A 16234-nucleotide genomic window follows, 5' to 3' on the forward strand; every position below is an offset into this window, starting at 1 on the left:
GATGAGTTCGATCAATCGACGCGATTTCGGTATAGCCGTGGTCGCGACCATGCTGCTTCCTGTCACGGCGGCCCGCGCCGAAGACGTCGCGGTCCACATCGACAACTTCTCGTTCGCGCCGAACCCGCTCGACGTGAAGGTCGGCACCACCGTGACCTGGACCAACCGCGACGACATCCCGCACACCGTGGTGTGTGCGGGAAAATTCCGCTCCAAGACCATGGATACCGACGGCACCTTCTCGTTCACCTTCACGGAGCCCGGCGAGTACAAGTATTTCTGCTCGCTGCATCCGCACATGACAGGCAGTATCAAGGTTGGGTAACGTGACCACCCATACAATCACAGCGATACCCGGCCGGTGGCTCTCCGCCCCCGGCCGGGCACAAGCCGTCTCTCCACATGCCGGGCAGGACACGATGGTTGTCAAAGCGTCGCAAGACGATCCCGAAAAGGCGCGGCGCTTCCGCGAAGCCGCGCTGCCGTACCTTGACGACGCCTATACCCTGGCACGCTATTTGTTGCGCGATGCCGCCGACGCCGAGGATGCGGTGCAGGAATGCTATCTGCGCGCCTACAAGCATTTCGACAGCTACCGTGGACCTGCGATGAAGCCGTGGCTGTTTGCGATCCTGCGCAATGTCTGCCGCGCCGAATATGCCCGCCGCAAGACCGCCCCCACCGCGGTCGAGGAGCTGCCCGAGGGTGGCGATCAGACCCCGCTGTGGAACGAGGCGCCGGAGACCCCGGAAAAGCAGCTGCTGCGTCGCTTCGACGGCGACACCGTGCGCAAGCTCGTCGCGGCGCTCGCCGAGCCGTTCCGCGAGACCTTTGTGCTCAGGGAAATCCAGAATCTTTCTTACCGCGAGATCGCCGATGTCGCCGCCGTGCCTGTCGGCACCGTGATGTCCCGCCTCGCACGCGCCCGCGCCATGCTGCGATCGGCCTGGCTCGCGGAACAGGAGCAAGTGAAATGAACTGCGAGGAAGCCGAAGTGCTGGTCCACGCGCTGATCGACGGCGAACTCGATGCCGGCCATGCGCGCGAAGTGGAAGCCCATATCGAGGGTTGCGCGCATTGCGCCGCCCTGATGAAGGAATATCAGGAGATCCGTCAGGCGATCGCCGAGAGCGACGTGCGCTACAAGGCACCGCTCGAGCTGCGCCGCAAGATTGAGAAGGCATTGCCGCAACCGCAGGCGGCGCCGACCCGGCGCTCGGTGCTGCGCGGCTTCGCGATGGGCTCCGCCGTGTCGGCGATGGCCGCGACCGGCCTCGTCGCGATCGTGCTGCGCAACGACGACGAGCAGCGCATCGAGAACGAGGTGGTGTCGGCGCATCTGCGCTCGCTGCAGGCCGGCCACCTGATCGACGTGGTCTCGACCGATCAGCATACGGTCAAGCCCTGGTTCAACGGCAAGCTCGACGTCTCGCCGCCGGTGATCGATCTCACCGCGCAGGGCTTTACCCTGATCGGCGGCCGGCTCGACTACGTCAACGCCCGCGAGATCGGCGCCGTGGTCTACAAGCGCCGCCAGCACGTCATCAACCTGTTCGTGGCGCAGACGGCGAACACTGAACGGAAGTCCGCGAAGATCTCGACACTGCAGGGCTTCAACATCCGGCGCTGGAGCGACCGCGGCCTGAATTACTGGGCGGTCAGCGACCTCGGCGCCGATGAGCTGACGGAGTTCGGCGACAAGTTCGAAAGCGCGATGCACGCGAACAAGGAGGGGTGAGATGCTTCCCTTGGTTGACCTTCATTGCGAGGAGCGACAGCGACGAAGCAATCCATATCTCCGTCTGTCGCGATGGATTGCCTCGCTTCGCTCGCAATGACGGATGAGGCTGCTTCGTAGCCCGGATGCGACGGGTTCGAACTTTACGCCGACTTGCGCACCGCGTTGTCGACCAGCGTCTTGCCGAGCGACCAGATCGCGCCGGGAACCTTGTGGCTGCCGGCGATCACCTCGTCGAACGACTTCTCGATCCAGCTGCAGTCCTCTTCGGTGATCATGAGCGGCGGCAGCAGCTTGATGGTGTAGAGGCCGTGGCCGGCGACCTGGGTCAGGATCTTGTGATCCTTGAACAGTGGCACCGTGATCAGCTGGCAGAACAGACCCTTGTTGGCGGTCTCCAGCAGGTTCCACGACGCCTTCAGCCGCAGCGATTTCGGCGGACCGAACTCGACGCCGATCATCAGGCCCTTGCCGCGGACTTCCTTCATCAACTCGTAGCCGGGCACCATGCGGGTCAGCGCAAGGCGGAGCTCGGCGCCGCGTTTGGCGGCGTTCTCGACGAGCTTCTCTGCCTTGATGACATCGAGCGTGGCGATGCCGGCAGCCATCGCCAGATCGTTCTTGGCGAAGGTCGAGCCGTGCACGACGGCCCGATCCATCTGGTTGAAGATCTTGTCGAAGATATTCTTGCGCGTCAGCAGCGCGCCGATCGGCACGTGGCCGCCGGACAGCGCCTTCGCCAGCAGCACCATGTCGGGCTCGATGCCCCAGTGCTCGATCGCGAGGAACTTGCCGGTGCGGCCGATGCCGGTCTGGATCTCGTCGGCGATGAACAGCGTGCCGTATTTGCGGCACAGCGCCAGCGCGCCGGGCAGGAACTCGTCGGTGGGCATGTTGACGCCCTTGCCCTGGATCGGCTCGACGATGAACGCGGCAACCTGGCGCGACGACAGCGCTTTTTCGAGCGCCTCAAGATCGTTGTAGGGGATCGGGGTGCAGCCCGGCAGCAGGGGCTCGAAGCCGCTGCGGAAATTCGAATCATCGGTCAGCGACAGGGCGCCGTAGGACAGGCCGTGGAACGAATGCCCGCAATAGACGATGCCGGGGCGGCCGGTGGCGCCACGCGCGAACTTGATCGCCGCTTCGACGGTTTCGGCACCGGAATTGGCGAAAAACACCTTGTCCAGATATGGAACATATTCCAGAAGCCGTTCCGCGAGCACGCCGGCGAGCGTGGAGACGTCGAGCTGCACCAGATTCGGCAGATCGGCGTCGAGCACGCTCTTCAGCGCCTTGCGCAGGTCCGGATGATTGCGGCCAATCGCAAAAACGCCAAATCCGCTCAATAGATCGAGGTAACGAGCCCCCTGACGATCGAAGAGGTACTGGCCTTGCCCCTTCTGGAAGCCGACGTCATAGCCAATGGTCTTGAGGACGCGAACGAGCTGCTCGTTGAGGTGACGCGTGTGCATGGCACCGCGCTGCCCCTCGCGCTCCACAAAAATCTCGGAAACGTCTAAATTGGAACTTACCATTCGTTACATACGTCGGTTGATGGCCATCTCGTCAACTTAAAACGCTCGCTAGCGGCGTTTTGACCCCCGCTCGGATCGTCTAGTTAAGCACAGGTTTGGACCATGTTGCACTGCCCAAGAACTTTCGCGCGTACAATAGCCTTTTCAGGTTTATTTTTGGCCACCATATTATCACCGGCGCTTGCAGCGGACCCGACCGGCGACTGGAAGGTCGCAGACGGTGTCGCCACCATCCGTGTCGCCCAGTGCAATGGCAACATGTGGGGTGCGGTGTCCTGGGAAAAAACCCCCGGCGGCAAGGATAAGAACAATCCTGATCCGGCGAAGCAAAGCAGGCCGACGCTCGGCATGCCGATCCTGATCGACATGAAGAAGAAGGCCGGCGCCGATGCGTGGGAAGGCCAAGTCTACAACGCGAAGGACGGCCAGCTCTACAGCTCGACCATCAAGCCCGTCGGCACCGATCAGCTCGAGATCCAGGGCTGCGTGCTCGGCTTCCTGTGTGGCGGCGAGACCTGGACCCGCGTCGGTCCGCCGATCCCCGTCAGCGCTGCCGGCAACCCGCCTGCCGCGGGCAGCCCGGCAGCAAAGGGCGCCCTGCCCAAATCGGCAGCGCCGCAGAGGACCACCGGCGCCGTGGCACCTGCCACCAAGCCGGGGCAAAAGCAGGCAGCCCATGCCCCAGGCAGCGCCAATGCGTCTGCTGACGTCGTGGGCGATATTTGCCTGCTCCCGGACATCGCACGGCCGACGCATTAGAGCGTTTTCGAGCGAAGTGGACGCACCGGTTCGCGCGAAGAAAACGCGGCGAACAACAAACTAGAGATTCGGTTCTGATTCTATCAGAACCGAAAATGCTCTAGCAGAGGCCAGCTTGCGACGCCGCACGCAGTCGCGCGCGAGCACGCTGGCTGCTTCGGGACGTTGATGCGTGCCTGAATTTAGGGCTCGGCGGCACACTGCCGCCAAGCCCGATCGCCTGCGCGTCAGGTCACGTCGTTGGCGATATCCTCCTCCTTGAGGGCTTCGCGCGGCTTGCCCATCAGCGCCGGCTGGAACAGCAACACTGCCGCGAGTGTGGTGACGAGCGAGAGCGCAAGCAGCTTGCCCATGCTCGCGGTGCCGGGATGACTGGACAGCCACAGGCTGCCGAACGCGGTCGCCGTGGTCAGCGCGCTGAAAAAGATCGCACGCGTCAGGCTCGACTGCAGCAGGTTTGTCCTGCCCTGTCGCCACGCCGTGACATAGTAGATCTTGAACGCGACGCCGACGCCGAGCAGCAGCGGCAGCGCGACGATGTTGGCGAAGTTGAGCGGCAGTCCGATCAGCACGCAGATCTCCAGCGTGACGATGCCGGCCACCAGGAGCGGCACCAGCGTCATCAGCACGTCGACGACGCGGCGCAGCGTCAGCCACAGCAGCAGGCCGATCGTGACCAGCGCCAGGATGCCGGCGTGGATGAACGCATTCACGATGACATCGCCCGACTTCAGGATCGAGACCGGCCCGCCGATCGCGGTCGGCTCGGCGGCGAGCACGGCGTCGGCAAAACGGCGCAGATTGTCGTTGTCGTTGGGATCGCCCTTCGGCTCGACCTCGACACGCATCAGGCCGTCCTTGGTCTTCCAGCTCTCGACCAGTTCCGGCGGCAGGTTCTGCAGCGTGACGGTCTGGGCCTGCAGCGTATTGCGGAGCTGATCGAACACGATCTTCATTGGCGCGACGAAGACGTCCTGCGCCTTGTCGCGGATGGCCTGATTCGAATCGGCCAGCTTCTGCAGGGCGTCGGCGAGCCGGCGTGCGGCAACCGCGCCCGCCCCCTTGCCGTCGCCCGCGGTCCTGCGCAGGCTGTCGACCGAGCTCTTCAGCGACTCGACGTTCTCCTGATCCGACGGCGCCGGATCAACCGAGTCAGGGTTGAGCGCGGGGCCGAGCGTCTTGGCCGCCTGCGCGATCAGCTTCAGCTTGGCCGGCTGATCATCAGGCACGAAGCTGTCGAGCGACATCACGCGCGACACTTCCGGCAGCTTCTCGAGCTTGGCCTCGATCTTCTTGGCGTCGGCCTCCGAGCGCGTCATCACGTTGATGGCGTTGGCGCCGGTGTTCGGATCGTTTCTCAGGTCGAGGAAGGTCGCGATCGATTCCGCCTGCTTGTTGCGCAGATTGATCGGGTTGAAGTCGAACTTCATGTAGTGCAGCAGCGGCAGGCCCGCGACCGTGACCAGGATCGTGCCGACGATGATCGGGACGCGATGCTTTTCGAGGAAGTGATCGAGCGGCGCCAGGAAGGCGTAGCCGACCGGCTCCTTCTCTCCAGGCGGATTGAGCAGGTCGAGCAGCGCCGGCAGCACCGTGATGCTGGTGATGAAGGCCACCAGCATGCCGGCGCCTGCGATCTTGCCGAGTTCGGAGATGCCCTTGTAGTCGGTCGGCAGGAAGCACAGGAAGCCGGCCGCGGTCGCCATCGCCGCGAGCGACAGCGGCACCGCCGAGCGGCGCGCGGCGTTTTCCAGCGCCAGCGTCAGGTTGTCGTTCTTGTAGCGCTCGGAGCGGTAGCGGACGCTGAACTGGATGCCGAAGTCGACACCGAGGCCAACGAACAGCACCGCGAAGGCGATCGAGAGCAGGTTCAGCGACCCGACCATCATCAGGCCGACCGCCGTGGTGATGGCAAGGCCGATGAACAGGTTCACGAACACCGCGAAGATGATCTTGCCGGAATGCAGTGCCAGCCAGAGGATGATCAGCACGATCACCACGGTGCCGATGCCGTTGCGGATCGCGCCGTCCTGCACGGTGGCGTATTCTTCGTTGGCGATCGGCACGGGTCCGGTCAGGCGGACGCGCGCGTGATACTCGGTCGGGAATTTCAGGTCGGCCGCCGCCTGGCGGATCGCGTCGGTTGCGTCCTTGCCCGGCTCCAGCGCCGAATAGTCGATGATCGGCTTGATCTCGATGAAGGCGCGCTTGTCCGAATCGGTCAGCGGCTTGTCGCTCGTGAGCTCGCGCCAGGAGAAGGTCGCGTTGCCCTTGGCGAGGACGGTCTCGACGGTCTCGGAGATCAGGTTGAAGGGCGGAGCCGCATTGTCGAGCTTGACCTGTCCGCGCTTGACGCCGGCAAGGCCGGTCTCGAGCGCACCGGTCAGTCCGCGAATCGAAGGGTCGCCGGCCATGATCTCGATCAGCGGCGCGGCCGATTCGAGCTGGCCCGTGACCTTGCCGACCTCTTCGGTCGGCAGGAACAGCAAGCCGTTCTTCTCGAAGAATTCGCCGGAGCCGAGCGCGGTGATCGCCTCGAAGTTCTTCTTGTCGGCTTGCAGCTTCGCGGTAAGCGCCTTCGCGGCCGAGCTGGTCAACTCGGGCGTCGCGGCCTCGACGACAGCCAGGATCAGCCGCTCGCGATCAAAGGCTTCCTCGAACTGGTTGTCGCGCTTGCGCCAATCCAGATCCGGCGAGATCAGCTTGTTGATGTCGGTGTTGATCGAGAAGTTGCGGGCCGTATAGAAGCCGGCGCCGATCGACAGCAGCACCGAGAGAATGACAACCGGAAGGGCAAAACGCGTACAGGTTCTAACAACGGAGACGACAATATTTGTCAGCACTTCGTTTCTTTCTAATCTCTGGGAAGCAAGGCCGAAAACGCCCGCTCTGTAGCGGAGTTCCGGGGACCGACCTAATGTTGTTTTGGTTACCTTCCTCGACGAGATGGCAAGGAGGTTCCAAAGCACAGGAACGGCCACGAGTTGCCGGTATAGACCGCAGGAGTGGGCGATAAAGTGACGAACAAGTGAGGGGACAGACGGTCGCACGGCCCGAAATCCACACTATATTACCTCAATCTTCCGACCTCCCTGGCTACCCATCCGCTCGAAGCGCTACCTTTTTGCCACAAATCCCTGTATTTCCATGCCCTTGAGGGCGCGGATCACGTGCAGGACCTGAGATGGTGCGGACATTGCAACTGAAGTTGCGGCGTCCGACCGGGCGGAGTGCTTTGCCGAAATGGCCGCAGGGCATGAAATGAGATTGGTGCAATTTGCGTAACGGACGACCTATGGAAGTGTTTCTTGCCCAGCCGCGCGGCTTTTGCGCGGGCGTTGTGCGCGCGATCGAAATCGTCGAACGCGCGCTGCAGAAGTATGGCCCGCCGGTCTATGTCCGACACGAGATCGTGCACAACAAATACGTGGTCGAAAGCTTGAAGAAGAAGGGCGCGATCTTCGTCGAAGACCTGTCGGAAGTGCCGCCCAAGGCGGTGACCGTCTTCAGTGCCCATGGCGTCGCCAGGAGCGTCGAGGAGGAGGCGGAGGCCCGCGACCTGCCCGTGCTCAATGCCACCTGCCCGCTCGTCACCAAGGTCCATAACCAGGGCAAGCGCTATATCTCGAGAGGCCGCGCCCTGATCCTGATCGGGCATGCCGGCCATCCCGAGGTCGAGGGAACCATGGGGCAGGTTCCGGGGCCGGTCCTGCTGGTCCAGAGCGTTCAGGATGTGGCGGAATTGCGGCTGCCGACCGATGCCCCGGTCGCCTACATCACCCAGACCACCCTGTCGGTGGACGACACCAGGGACATCATCGCGGCCCTTCAGGCAAAATTTACAGATATTCAAGGCCCGGACATCAGGGATATCTGCTATGCGACACAGAACCGCCAATCTGCGGTAAGGGACCTAAGCAAGCTGGTGGACGTCATTTTGGTGGTGGGGGCCACCAATAGTTCCAACTCGAACAGGCTTCGTGAGATCGGCACCGAGGTTGGTGTCGCGAGTTATCTCATTGCCGATGGGAGCGAGCTCAACCCGGATTGGCTGAAGGATGCGAAGGCCGTCGGCATTACGGCGGGTGCATCGGCACCTGAAGTTTTGGTCGACGATGTCATCGAGGCCCTGCGGCGCATCGGACCGGTGTCGGTCTCGGTCGTTCCGGGCCGAGAAGAGAATATCGAATTCCGGCTGCCGGCCGAACTGACTGCGGGCTGATCTGAACCCACTTTCCCTTTGATAAGTGCAGAAAGAAAATCGTCTAATGGCTATACCGTTCTTCAAGGAAATGCGTATCGGCGGTTATCTGATCAAGCAGAAACTGCTTGGCCGCAAACGCTATCCGCTCGTGCTGATGCTGGAACCGCTGTTCCGTTGCAACCTGGCCTGCGTTGGCTGCGGCAAGATCGATTATCCCGATGCGATCCTCAATCGCCGCATGACCGCGCAGGAATGCTGGGACGCGGCCGACGAATGCGGCGCACCGATGGTGGCGATCCCGGGCGGCGAGCCGCTGATCCACAAGGAGATCGGCGAGATCGTGCGCGGCCTCGTGGCGCGCAAGAAGTTCGTCTCGCTGTGCACCAATGCGCTGCTGCTCGAGAAGAAGCTCGATCTGTTCGAGCCGTCGCCCTATCTGTTCTTCTCGGTGCATCTCGACGGCCTGAAGGACCATCACGACAAGGCGGTGTCGCAGAAGGGCGTGTTCGATCGCGCTGTCTCCGCGATCAAGGCGGCGAAGGCGCGCGGCTTCACGGTCAACGTCAACGCCACGATCTTCGACGGCCATCCGGCCGAGGAGATCGCCAAATTCCTCGACTTCACCACCGAGCTCGGCGTCGGCGTCTCGATGTCGCCAGGTTACGCCTATGAGCGTGCGCCCGACCAGGAGCACTTCCTCAACCGCACCAAGACCAAGAAGCTGTTCCGCGACGTCTTTGCGCTCGGCAAGGGCAAGAAGTGGAATTTCATGCATTCCGGCCTGTTCCTCGACTTCCTCGCCGGCAACCAGGAATACGAGTGCACGCCCTGGGGCATGCCGGCGCGCAATATCTTCGGCTGGCAGAAGCCCTGCTATCTGCTCGGTGAAGGCTACGCCAAGACCTTCAAGGAGCTGATGGACACCACCGATTGGGAGACCTACGGCACCGGCAAGTACGAGAAGTGCGCCGACTGTATGGCCCATTGCGGTTACGAGCCGACCGCGGCGACCGCTGCGATCAACAATCCGCTGAAGGCGATGTGGGTCGCGCTGCGCGGCATCAAGACCACTGGCCCGATGGCGCCGGAGATCGACATGTCGAAGCAGCGTCCGGCGCAGTACATCTTCGCCGAGCAGGTCCAGAAGAAGCTTTCGGATATCCGCCGCGACGAGGCTGAGGCCGCCGAGCAGAAGAAGGCCGCGGCAGCCCGGAAGGCGTCGACCGCCGCCTAAGCCGCGCCGCCCGGACATCAAGGACAAAGGCCCGATCGCGACGCGACCGGGCCTTTTGTCGTCATCCTGCCGGAACGCGGCTGCGAGCGGATTGCAGCAGCTTCTCTATCCCGGACGCGCGCGGCGCGCTGAGCGTGCCACGTTCGATCCCGAGCGGGACATTGCGCAGCGCCAGCTGAACCTTATGAATGCAGGATCATAGTTCATAGTCGATCGAATAGCGGTATCTGTCCAGCATCCACGGGCGGTCCGAGGTCGCAGGACAGCGCGCACCGCCTGCGGACGCTGCACCTGCAGGACCAATGATCATCGGAGACTTGCCGTGCCATGCGCAGGCAGGAACAGGCCTCGAGGGTCACCCGCCCGCAAGCCGGCAAATGCACGCCCGGCAAATCGTCCGCTGAATGCCCCGGAATCCGGTCCGGCGCGGCATCGAGCCAAACCATCAGGCACCAAAGCAAGAGGCCCAATCGCGATGCGATCGGGCCTCTATCTTTAAGCTTGATTGTTTGAGCTTGGTGCGGCGCGCAACGCCATCCCGGCTCGGGACAGCTGGATCAGGCCGCCTTCGCCACCAGCACGTCTTCCACCGGCATCAGCACGTCGTTGCCGAGCAGGAAGCCGCGGCAGCTGCGCAGCGAGCGCAGCGCGCGATTGAAATCGATTCCGGTCGACACCAGCGCCCGCAGCGTCCGCGGATTGCGCACGATGCCGCGCAGCACCTTGCGCAGGTCGATGTCGCCGTTCGGCTTCACCGCGGATTTCGCAAGCTCGGGCAGCGCCCGGTGCGCGGGATCGCTGATCACGCGCAGCGCGGCGAACGGAACGCCTGCCTTGGCCGCATAGGCTGCCGCGATATGGCTTTCCATGTCGACTGCGGCTGCGCCCGTCATCGAGCGCAGGGCGGCCTTGCAGGCCTTCGCCGCGATCACCTCTTCCACGCCGGCAAGCCCGCCGCGAACGATCCTGCGGCGCTTCAGCGCGGCGCTGGCGATCATCTCTTCGTTCAGTGCGGATGCGGCCAGGAAACGGGTATCGCCGGACATCACTTCGGTCGCGACGACGACGTCGCCCGACTTTAGCGACGGGTCCAGCCCGCCGGCCACGCCGAACGAAATCACGCCACGGAAGCTCGTCGGATCCAGCGTCGCCAGCAATTCACGCAGCTGCTGCGGATCGCTCGAGCTGCAGATCACGATCATGCCGGGACCGGCTGCGATGCGGGCCTCCTGCACCAATCCAGTCACAATCAATACCGGCCGAGGATCAATTCTACTGCCCACGGTCTCGGCGGCCCCCGCCTCAACAATCACATCCCGACCCCTACCACCCTGCTATTGGTGCTTCTCAAATTCCGATACCGCGCCAGCGCCCAGAGCGGAAAGAACTTCGAGTAGCCATGATATCGCAAGTAAAATACCCGCGGAAACCCCGTAGCTGTGTATCGCTGCTCGTCCCACAGCCCTTTTTCCGTCTGTGTTGCCTTTAGGTACTCCACCCCCCGCGCAACGGCGGGATTTTCGACCTCTCCGGCCGCCATCAATCCAAGCAAGGCCCATGCCGTTTGCGAGGAGGTCGACGGCGCGACTTCATAACCCTTGTAATCCAGCCGGTAACTGACGGCGTCCTCGCCCCAGCCGCCGTCCTGATTCTGGACTGACGCCAGCCAATCGACCGCTTTCCGAATCATCGGGTCGTTGCGATCGACCCCTGCGACATTTAGCGCACAGAGCACCGACCAGGTGCCGTAGACGTAATTCAGGCCCCAGCGGCCGTACCAGGAGCCCTCGGCCAGCTGGGTGCGGCGCAGATAGGCGATGCCGTCGGCCATCGCCTTGCTGCTCTCGGCGGTCTCGCCGAGCTGGCCCAGCATCGAGATACAGCGTGCCGTAACATCCTCGGTCGGCGGATCGAGCAAGGCGCCGTGATCGGAGAACGGGATGTTGTTGAGGTAATATTCGAGATTGTTGGCGTCGAACGCCGCCCAGCCGCCGTCGCGGCTCTGCAGCCCCTCGATCCACTCGCGGCCGCGCGCGATCGCCTCGTCGTACTCCCGGGTTCCGGTATGACGCCGCGCGCGATCCATCGCCATCACGACTACCGCAGTGTCGTCGAGATCGGGATAGTGATCGTTGTTATACTGGAACGCCCAGCCGCCGGGACGGACATTCGGCGCCTTGACCGCCCAGTCGCCCTTCAGCTCCAGCACCTGGCGCGGCTTTAGCCAGTCGAGCCCCTGCTTGGCCTTGGCGAGCGTATCGTCGCTGCCCGCTTCCTGCAGCGCATGACAGGTCAGCGCGGTGTCCCACACCGGCGAGACGCAGGGCTGGCAATAGGCCTCGTCGTCGCCGATCACCAGCAACTTGTCGATGCCGCGGCGGGTGACGGCGCGCGGCGGGAAATTCTCGTCCTTGCCGAGCGCCTCATACATCATGACGATGTTGGCCATCGGCGGATAGATCGCGCCCATGCCGTCTTCGCCGTTCAACCGCTCTTCGGTGAAGGCGAGCGCGGCATCGATGGCGCGCTGGCGCAGGCGCTTCGGAAACATCGGCTCGATCACGCGCAGCACGGCGTCGAGCGAGCGGAACAGATAGAACCAGCTCGCGCTCTGATGCGGCGCCTTCGGCGCCATGCGAACCGATTTCGGATCCTCCAGGAACAGTTCGTCGATGCCGACGCCCTTCGGATTCTTGGCACGCGGCTTCAGCGCAACGAGCACCATCAGCGGCACCATGGTGGTGCGCGCCCAGTAGGAGATCTTGTTGATGTGGAACGGCGACCACATCGGCAGCAGCATGATCTCGATCGGCAGCACCGGCGTCGCGCGCCAGGTCACGACGCCATAGAGCGCAAGCAGGAAGCGCGTGAACACGTTGCTGCCCGAAGCCCCGCCGCGCGAACGGATCGCCTCGCGCGCCCGAACCATGTGCGGCGCGTCGACGGAATCGCCGATCATCTTCAGCGCGAAGTACGACTTCACGCTGGCGCTCATGTCGAACGGGCCGTCATGCACCAGCGGCCAGCCGCCATGCGCGCCCTGGACGCGGCGCAGATAGTTGCCTAGCTTGGCCTCGAGCGCGGCATCGACGGGCTCGGCCAGGTAGTGACGCAGCAGGATGTACTCGGCCGGAATGGTGCTGTCGGCCTCGAGCTCGAATATCCAGTGCCCGTCGGACTGGCGATAGCCGAGCAGCGCTTCGGTTGCCTTGGAGATGCTCTTCTCCAGCGCGACCGGATCGACTGCGACGCCGTGATCTCTCGAAAGCATTTCGCTCGATATCCTCTTCATTGCGGACCGGCTGATCGAAAGCCGCGGCCGCTTAACAGGTCAAATCTAACGCCTGGCCAGAACCAGATCTGCGGCGCGATCACCCGACCGCACCGACCCCTCGATGGTTGCCGGCAACCCGGTAGCAGTCCAGTCGCCGGCAAGGAACAGGTTTTTCTGCGCCGTCGTGGGCCCCGGACGCAGGGCGTTCTGCTCCGGCGTCGCCTCAAATGTGGCGCGGCGCTCGCGCACGATCTGCCACGGCGGCAAGTCGCCGGAAACGCCGGATGCCTTGCAGATGTCCCGCCAGATCGCCTGCGCGAGCTCCTCGCGCGGCATGTCGACCAGGCGGTCGCCGTTGCTGATCGTCACCGACAGCCGCTGCGGGAACGCGAACAGCCACTCCACGAGGCCGCCGACCACGCCGAGAATGGGCGCGGCGTCGCGCGGCGGATCGACGCGGAAATGCGCATTCACAATGGCGCGGAATTTGGTCGGGGTTTTCAGGCCGGGCAGCAGCGTTGCCGCGGCGCGCGGCGGCACCGCGAGCACGACGGCATCGTCGGCCGCCAGCGTGATCTTGTCGCCACCGCCGAAGTCGAGCTCGCTGATGCGATCACCCGACATGCCAAGTGTACGCAATTCGTGACTGAACTGGACGCTGTGGCCCCGCTCCTGCAGCAGCTTCACGGCCGGCTCGATCAGCACCGAGCTCAGGCCGTCGCGCGCGATCAGCGGACGGCAGGCCTGCCCGCCGGCGAGCAGCGTCTCGCGCACGATGGCGCCGGCAAGCCCGGCCGAGCCCTCCGGCGGATCGACGTTCAATGCGGCGAGCAGCAGCGGCTGCACCAGGCGGTCATACAGCGTGCCCTTGCAGGGAATGGTGTTGCCGACCAGCGCCTCGGTGCCGGCCCAGGCCAGCGGCGCCAACGCGAGATAGTCGCGCAGGCCGGTGTCCGGGACACGGCGCGCCTCGTCGAACACCCACAGCGGCAGGCGGGAATCGCCGAGGTCGAGCTGCCAGCGCTGGCCGGAGGCCAGATCGACGAACGGAAACTGCGCGCGCGCAGGTCCCACGAGGCCCGCCTCGGTGCCGATCGAACGCGCGTAGCTCAGCGCATGGCGATTGCCCGACAGCAGCAGATGGTTGCCGTTGTCGATGGTGAGATTGGTGGCGGCGTCGAAATAAGAGCGGCAGCGGCCGCCAGCTTGCTGCGTCGCCTCGTGGACGGCAACCTTGTAGCCGCCATTGGCGAGCCGCACGGCCGCCGAGAGGCCGGAAATACCGGCACCGATGATATGAACGGTCTTTTGCATCAGATGATCGCGTAACGAAGAAGAATGCCAATCTTGGCGGCCTTGGACACACGCACCGGCTCACGCGGAGCGGCGAAGCCGCGCGCGATCAGGAGATCGAGGATCGCGCGGTAGTATTTCGACATGATCCGCGGCGCGCGCACGGCGCGGCGCGAATTGCGCTTCATGATCTCGTCGGACTTCTGGAAGTGCATCTTGGCGCGCTCGGCAAGCGGCGCGCACACTTTCGGCAGCGCGCGATCGGCGGTGACGCGGGCCGGGTCGTTGTTGGTGATGCCGGCATGCCAGAGCCATTCGCGCGGCAGATAGAGCCGGCCGAGACCGGCATCCTCGTCGATGTCGCGCAGGATGTTGGTGAGCTGCAGCGCGCGGCCGAGATGGTAGGCGAGCTGGATGCCGTCTTCCTCGGGCAGCCCAAACACGCGCACCGACAGCCGGCCGACCGCGCTCGCGACGCGATCGCAATACAGATCGAGCGTCGCAAGATCGGGCGCGCGGATGTCCTGCGGCACGTCCATCTCCATGCCGTCGACGATCGCGACGAAATCCTCGCGCTTCAGGCCGAAGGCCTTCACCGACGCGACATAGTCCTTCAGTCGCGCCGGCGGATGTCCCGCATACAGCGCATCGATATCGTCGCGCCACTGCTGCAAGGCGGCCAGGCGCTCCGGCCGCGGACCATCGGAATCGGCGATGTCGTCGACCTGCCGGCAGAAGCTGTAGATCTGGAACATCGCCTCGCGCTGCGCGTGCGGCAGGATGCGCATCGCGGCATAGAACGAGCTGCCTGACGCGGTGGTTCCGTAATTCGCGTTGGCCGCCGCCTCAGCACTCATGCCCCTGCCGCCGTCTTGGAGACCGCACGTCGTCCGATCGCCCGCCGCGCCGTCTCGCCGGCGACGCCGCCAAGGCTCTGCAGCAGCAATTCGACCGGGCCCAGATGCACGCGCTCGCTGAGCGGGTCACGCACCTTCAGCATGTTGACGATCTTGTCGGCGAACGCCTGGATCACCGAGATCTCGAGCCCGAGCCGGAAATCCTTCACTTCGGCGGCGAGCGACTTGCTCTGGTCGAGCAGCGCTTCGGTGCGCACCGCGAGCGCCTGCAGGCATTGGAGCAGGGCCGGCTGCGACTTCGCCTCGCCGAGCATCTCGACGGACGCACCCGTAGCGGCCAGCGCATTGCGCGGCAGATAGACGCGGTTCAGATTCCGGTAGTCCTTGCCGCAGTCCTGCAGATGGTTGTTGATCTGCAATGCGGCGCAGAGCGCATCCGACGCCGCCCAGGTCGAAATATCCTCGCCATGCACGTCGAGCATGAAGCGCCCGACCGGCATTGCCGAGTAACGGCAATAATCGATCACGTCGTCCCAGTTTTCGTAGCGCAGCTTGGTGACGTCGAGGCGGAACGCCACCAGCACGTCGAGCGCATGCCGCGGCGGCATGCCGCGCTCGGCGAAGGCGCGGCGCAGGCTGACCGCTTCCTTCTGGCTATCGCCATTGCCGAGCAGCTCGGCCTCCATGAGGTCGAGATAGCGCAGCTTCTCCTCGGCCGGCAGCGTGGCGTGATCGGCGATATCGTCGGCGGTGCGGACGAAATTATAGAAGGCCAGGATCAGGGCACGATGCCGCGGATGAATGATCCACGACGCGACCGGAAAATTCTCGTCGCGGTGGGTCTTTCCGGATCGCAGGTCGCTCGCGGTGGTCATGGGAAATTTGGGCTACACTGGTCATGGCACGACGCAGGCGCGGACGGTCAGGCGCATGCGGGGGATTTGCGAGCCCCATATAGGGGAATACGCCACCAAAACCAATGCTATCTGTGACCGCCAGCATACGTAGCCGCGGCCGGCATGGCTGCCAGCCGCAGTGTCGATAGCGGTCCCTTGAGACCTGAATTCGGTCTTATTGGCCGTGGGTCTTCAGCACCTGGTCGCAGGCGGCGCTGATCTTGCTGCGGTTCTGCTGCAGGCAGGCGAGAATGGTGAAATCGCCCTGATCGATGACGGAGCGGCAGTGACGCTGCACGTCGCGCGTGCAGGCCTTCTGCTCATCGGGCGTACCGCCGCGCCCTTGCTGCTGGGCGAAGGCGCTGGACGAGAGCGGGATCGACAACAGGGCAACAGCCAGGAGAAATTTACGCATCGTATTCCTTCATTTCCGACAGCAGAAAA

General features: G+C 63.9%; 14 protein-coding genes. 6 read left to right on the plus strand and 8 right to left on the minus strand.

Translation table 11 applies throughout. The features are described 5' to 3' along the window. Nucleotide 1: 1 nt before the first annotated feature. The 3 genes from HAP47_RS28580 (at nt 2) to HAP47_RS28590 (ending at nt 1738) form a co-directional block, all read left to right on the plus strand. Nucleotides 2-325 (plus strand): cupredoxin domain-containing protein, encoded by a 324-nt coding sequence (locus HAP47_RS28580; protein WP_024579453.1) that lies wholly within the window; start codon nt 2-4, stop codon nt 323-325. A 94-nt stretch (nt 326-419) separates the two neighbouring features. Continuing rightward, complete coding sequence (locus tag HAP47_RS28585; RefSeq protein WP_173641736.1) at nt 420-977, plus strand: sigma-70 family RNA polymerase sigma factor; 558 nt, start codon at nt 420-422, stop codon at nt 975-977. Then, nucleotides 974-1738, plus strand: coding sequence for an anti-sigma factor family protein (locus HAP47_RS28590; protein WP_173641735.1), 765 nt, complete (start codon nt 974-976; stop codon nt 1736-1738). Before HAP47_RS28585 ends, HAP47_RS28590 begins: the two co-directional genes overlap by 4 nt. Nucleotides 1739-1881: 143 nt before the next feature. Here the strand turns inward: HAP47_RS28590 and hpnO are convergent, their stop codons facing one another. Continuing rightward, nucleotides 1882-3273, minus strand: coding sequence for an aminobacteriohopanetriol synthase HpnO (hpnO, locus tag HAP47_RS28595; RefSeq protein WP_173641734.1), 1392 nt, complete (start codon nt 3271-3273; stop codon nt 1882-1884). A gap of 102 nt (nt 3274-3375) precedes the next feature. Between hpnO and HAP47_RS28600 the strand changes: the two genes are divergently transcribed. Then, a complete protein-coding gene (locus HAP47_RS28600) occupies nt 3376-4032 on the plus strand; it encodes a DUF2147 domain-containing protein (protein WP_173641733.1) in 657 nt (218 codons plus the stop codon). A gap of 227 nt (nt 4033-4259) precedes the next feature. On the opposite strand, the gene HAP47_RS28605 is transcribed toward HAP47_RS28600, so the two are convergent. Continuing rightward, entirely contained in the window at nt 4260-6875 is a 2616-nt protein-coding gene (locus HAP47_RS28605; protein ID WP_173641732.1) for an MMPL family transporter, read from the minus strand. 452 nt (nt 6876-7327) lie between these two features. Between HAP47_RS28605 and ispH the strand changes: the two genes are divergently transcribed. Next, nucleotides 7328-8254, plus strand: a complete 927-nt coding sequence (gene ispH, locus HAP47_RS28610) for a 4-hydroxy-3-methylbut-2-enyl diphosphate reductase (RefSeq protein ID WP_173641731.1) — start codon at nt 7328-7330, stop codon at nt 8252-8254. Nucleotides 8255-8300: 46 nt separating this feature from the next. Continuing rightward, on the plus strand, nt 8301-9470 hold the full coding sequence (gene hpnH, locus HAP47_RS28615) for an adenosyl-hopene transferase HpnH (RefSeq protein WP_173641730.1): 1170 nt from the start codon (nt 8301-8303) through the stop codon (nt 9468-9470). Nucleotides 9471-10027: 557 nt separating this feature from the next. Here the strand turns inward: hpnH and HAP47_RS28620 are convergent. The 6 genes from HAP47_RS28620 to HAP47_RS28645 form a co-directional block, all read right to left on the minus strand. After that, complete coding sequence (locus tag HAP47_RS28620) at nt 10028-10783, minus strand: phosphorylase (RefSeq protein ID WP_371821673.1); 756 nt, start codon at nt 10781-10783, stop codon at nt 10028-10030. After that, a complete protein-coding gene (gene shc / locus HAP47_RS28625) occupies nt 10780-12741 on the minus strand; it encodes a squalene--hopene cyclase (protein ID WP_173641729.1) in 1962 nt (653 codons plus the stop codon). The genes HAP47_RS28620 and shc overlap by 4 nt, the downstream gene beginning before the upstream one ends. 66 nt (nt 12742-12807) lie before the next feature. After that, nucleotides 12808-14058: a hydroxysqualene dehydroxylase HpnE gene (hpnE, locus tag HAP47_RS28630; protein WP_173641728.1), complete on the minus strand. Its 1251-nt coding sequence runs from the start codon at nt 14056-14058 to the stop codon at nt 12808-12810. Continuing rightward, on the minus strand, nt 14058-14894 hold the full coding sequence (gene hpnD, locus HAP47_RS28635) for a presqualene diphosphate synthase HpnD (RefSeq protein ID WP_173641727.1): 837 nt from the start codon (nt 14892-14894) through the stop codon (nt 14058-14060). Before hpnD ends, hpnE begins: the two co-directional genes overlap by 1 nt. Continuing rightward, entirely contained in the window at nt 14891-15769 is an 879-nt protein-coding gene (gene hpnC, locus HAP47_RS28640) for a squalene synthase HpnC (RefSeq protein WP_173641726.1), read from the minus strand. The genes hpnD and hpnC overlap by 4 nt, the downstream gene beginning before the upstream one ends. Before the next feature lie 196 nt (nt 15770-15965). Next, entirely contained in the window at nt 15966-16205 is a 240-nt protein-coding gene (locus tag HAP47_RS28645) for a hypothetical protein (RefSeq protein ID WP_173641725.1), read from the minus strand. Between the last annotated feature and the right edge of the window lie 29 nt (nt 16206-16234).

It is taken from the genome of Bradyrhizobium sp. 41S5 (genome assembly GCF_011516665.3).
GTDB lineage: Bacteria > Pseudomonadota > Alphaproteobacteria > Rhizobiales > Xanthobacteraceae > Bradyrhizobium > Bradyrhizobium quebecense.

Coding starts and splice junctions, on each gene's coding strand:
- ispH (WP_173641731.1), top strand. CDS start 7,328: ATGGAAGTGTTTCTTGCCCAGCCGCGCGGCTTTTGCGCGGGCGTTGTG.
- HAP47_RS28590 (WP_173641735.1), top strand. CDS start 974: ATGAACTGCGAGGAAGCCGAAGTGCTGGTCCACGCGCTGATCGACGGC.
- HAP47_RS28645 (WP_173641725.1), bottom strand. CDS start 16,205: ATGCGTAAATTTCTCCTGGCTGTTGCCCTGTTGTCGATCCCGCTCTCG.
- hpnO (WP_173641734.1), bottom strand. CDS start 3,273: ATGGTAAGTTCCAATTTAGACGTTTCCGAGATTTTTGTGGAGCGCGAG.
- hpnE (WP_173641728.1), bottom strand. CDS start 14,058: ATGCAAAAGACCGTTCATATCATCGGTGCCGGTATTTCCGGCCTCTCG.
- hpnC (WP_173641726.1), bottom strand. CDS start 15,769: ATGACCACCGCGAGCGACCTGCGATCCGGAAAGACCCACCGCGACGAG.
- HAP47_RS28585 (WP_173641736.1), top strand. CDS start 420: ATGGTTGTCAAAGCGTCGCAAGACGATCCCGAAAAGGCGCGGCGCTTC.
- shc (WP_173641729.1), bottom strand. CDS start 12,741: ATGCTTTCGAGAGATCACGGCGTCGCAGTCGATCCGGTCGCGCTGGAG.
- HAP47_RS28580 (WP_024579453.1), top strand. CDS start 2: ATGAGTTCGATCAATCGACGCGATTTCGGTATAGCCGTGGTCGCGACC.
- HAP47_RS28600 (WP_173641733.1), top strand. CDS start 3,376: ATGTTGCACTGCCCAAGAACTTTCGCGCGTACAATAGCCTTTTCAGGT.
- hpnD (WP_173641727.1), bottom strand. CDS start 14,894: ATGAGTGCTGAGGCGGCGGCCAACGCGAATTACGGAACCACCGCGTCA.
- hpnH (WP_173641730.1), top strand. CDS start 8,301: ATGGCTATACCGTTCTTCAAGGAAATGCGTATCGGCGGTTATCTGATC.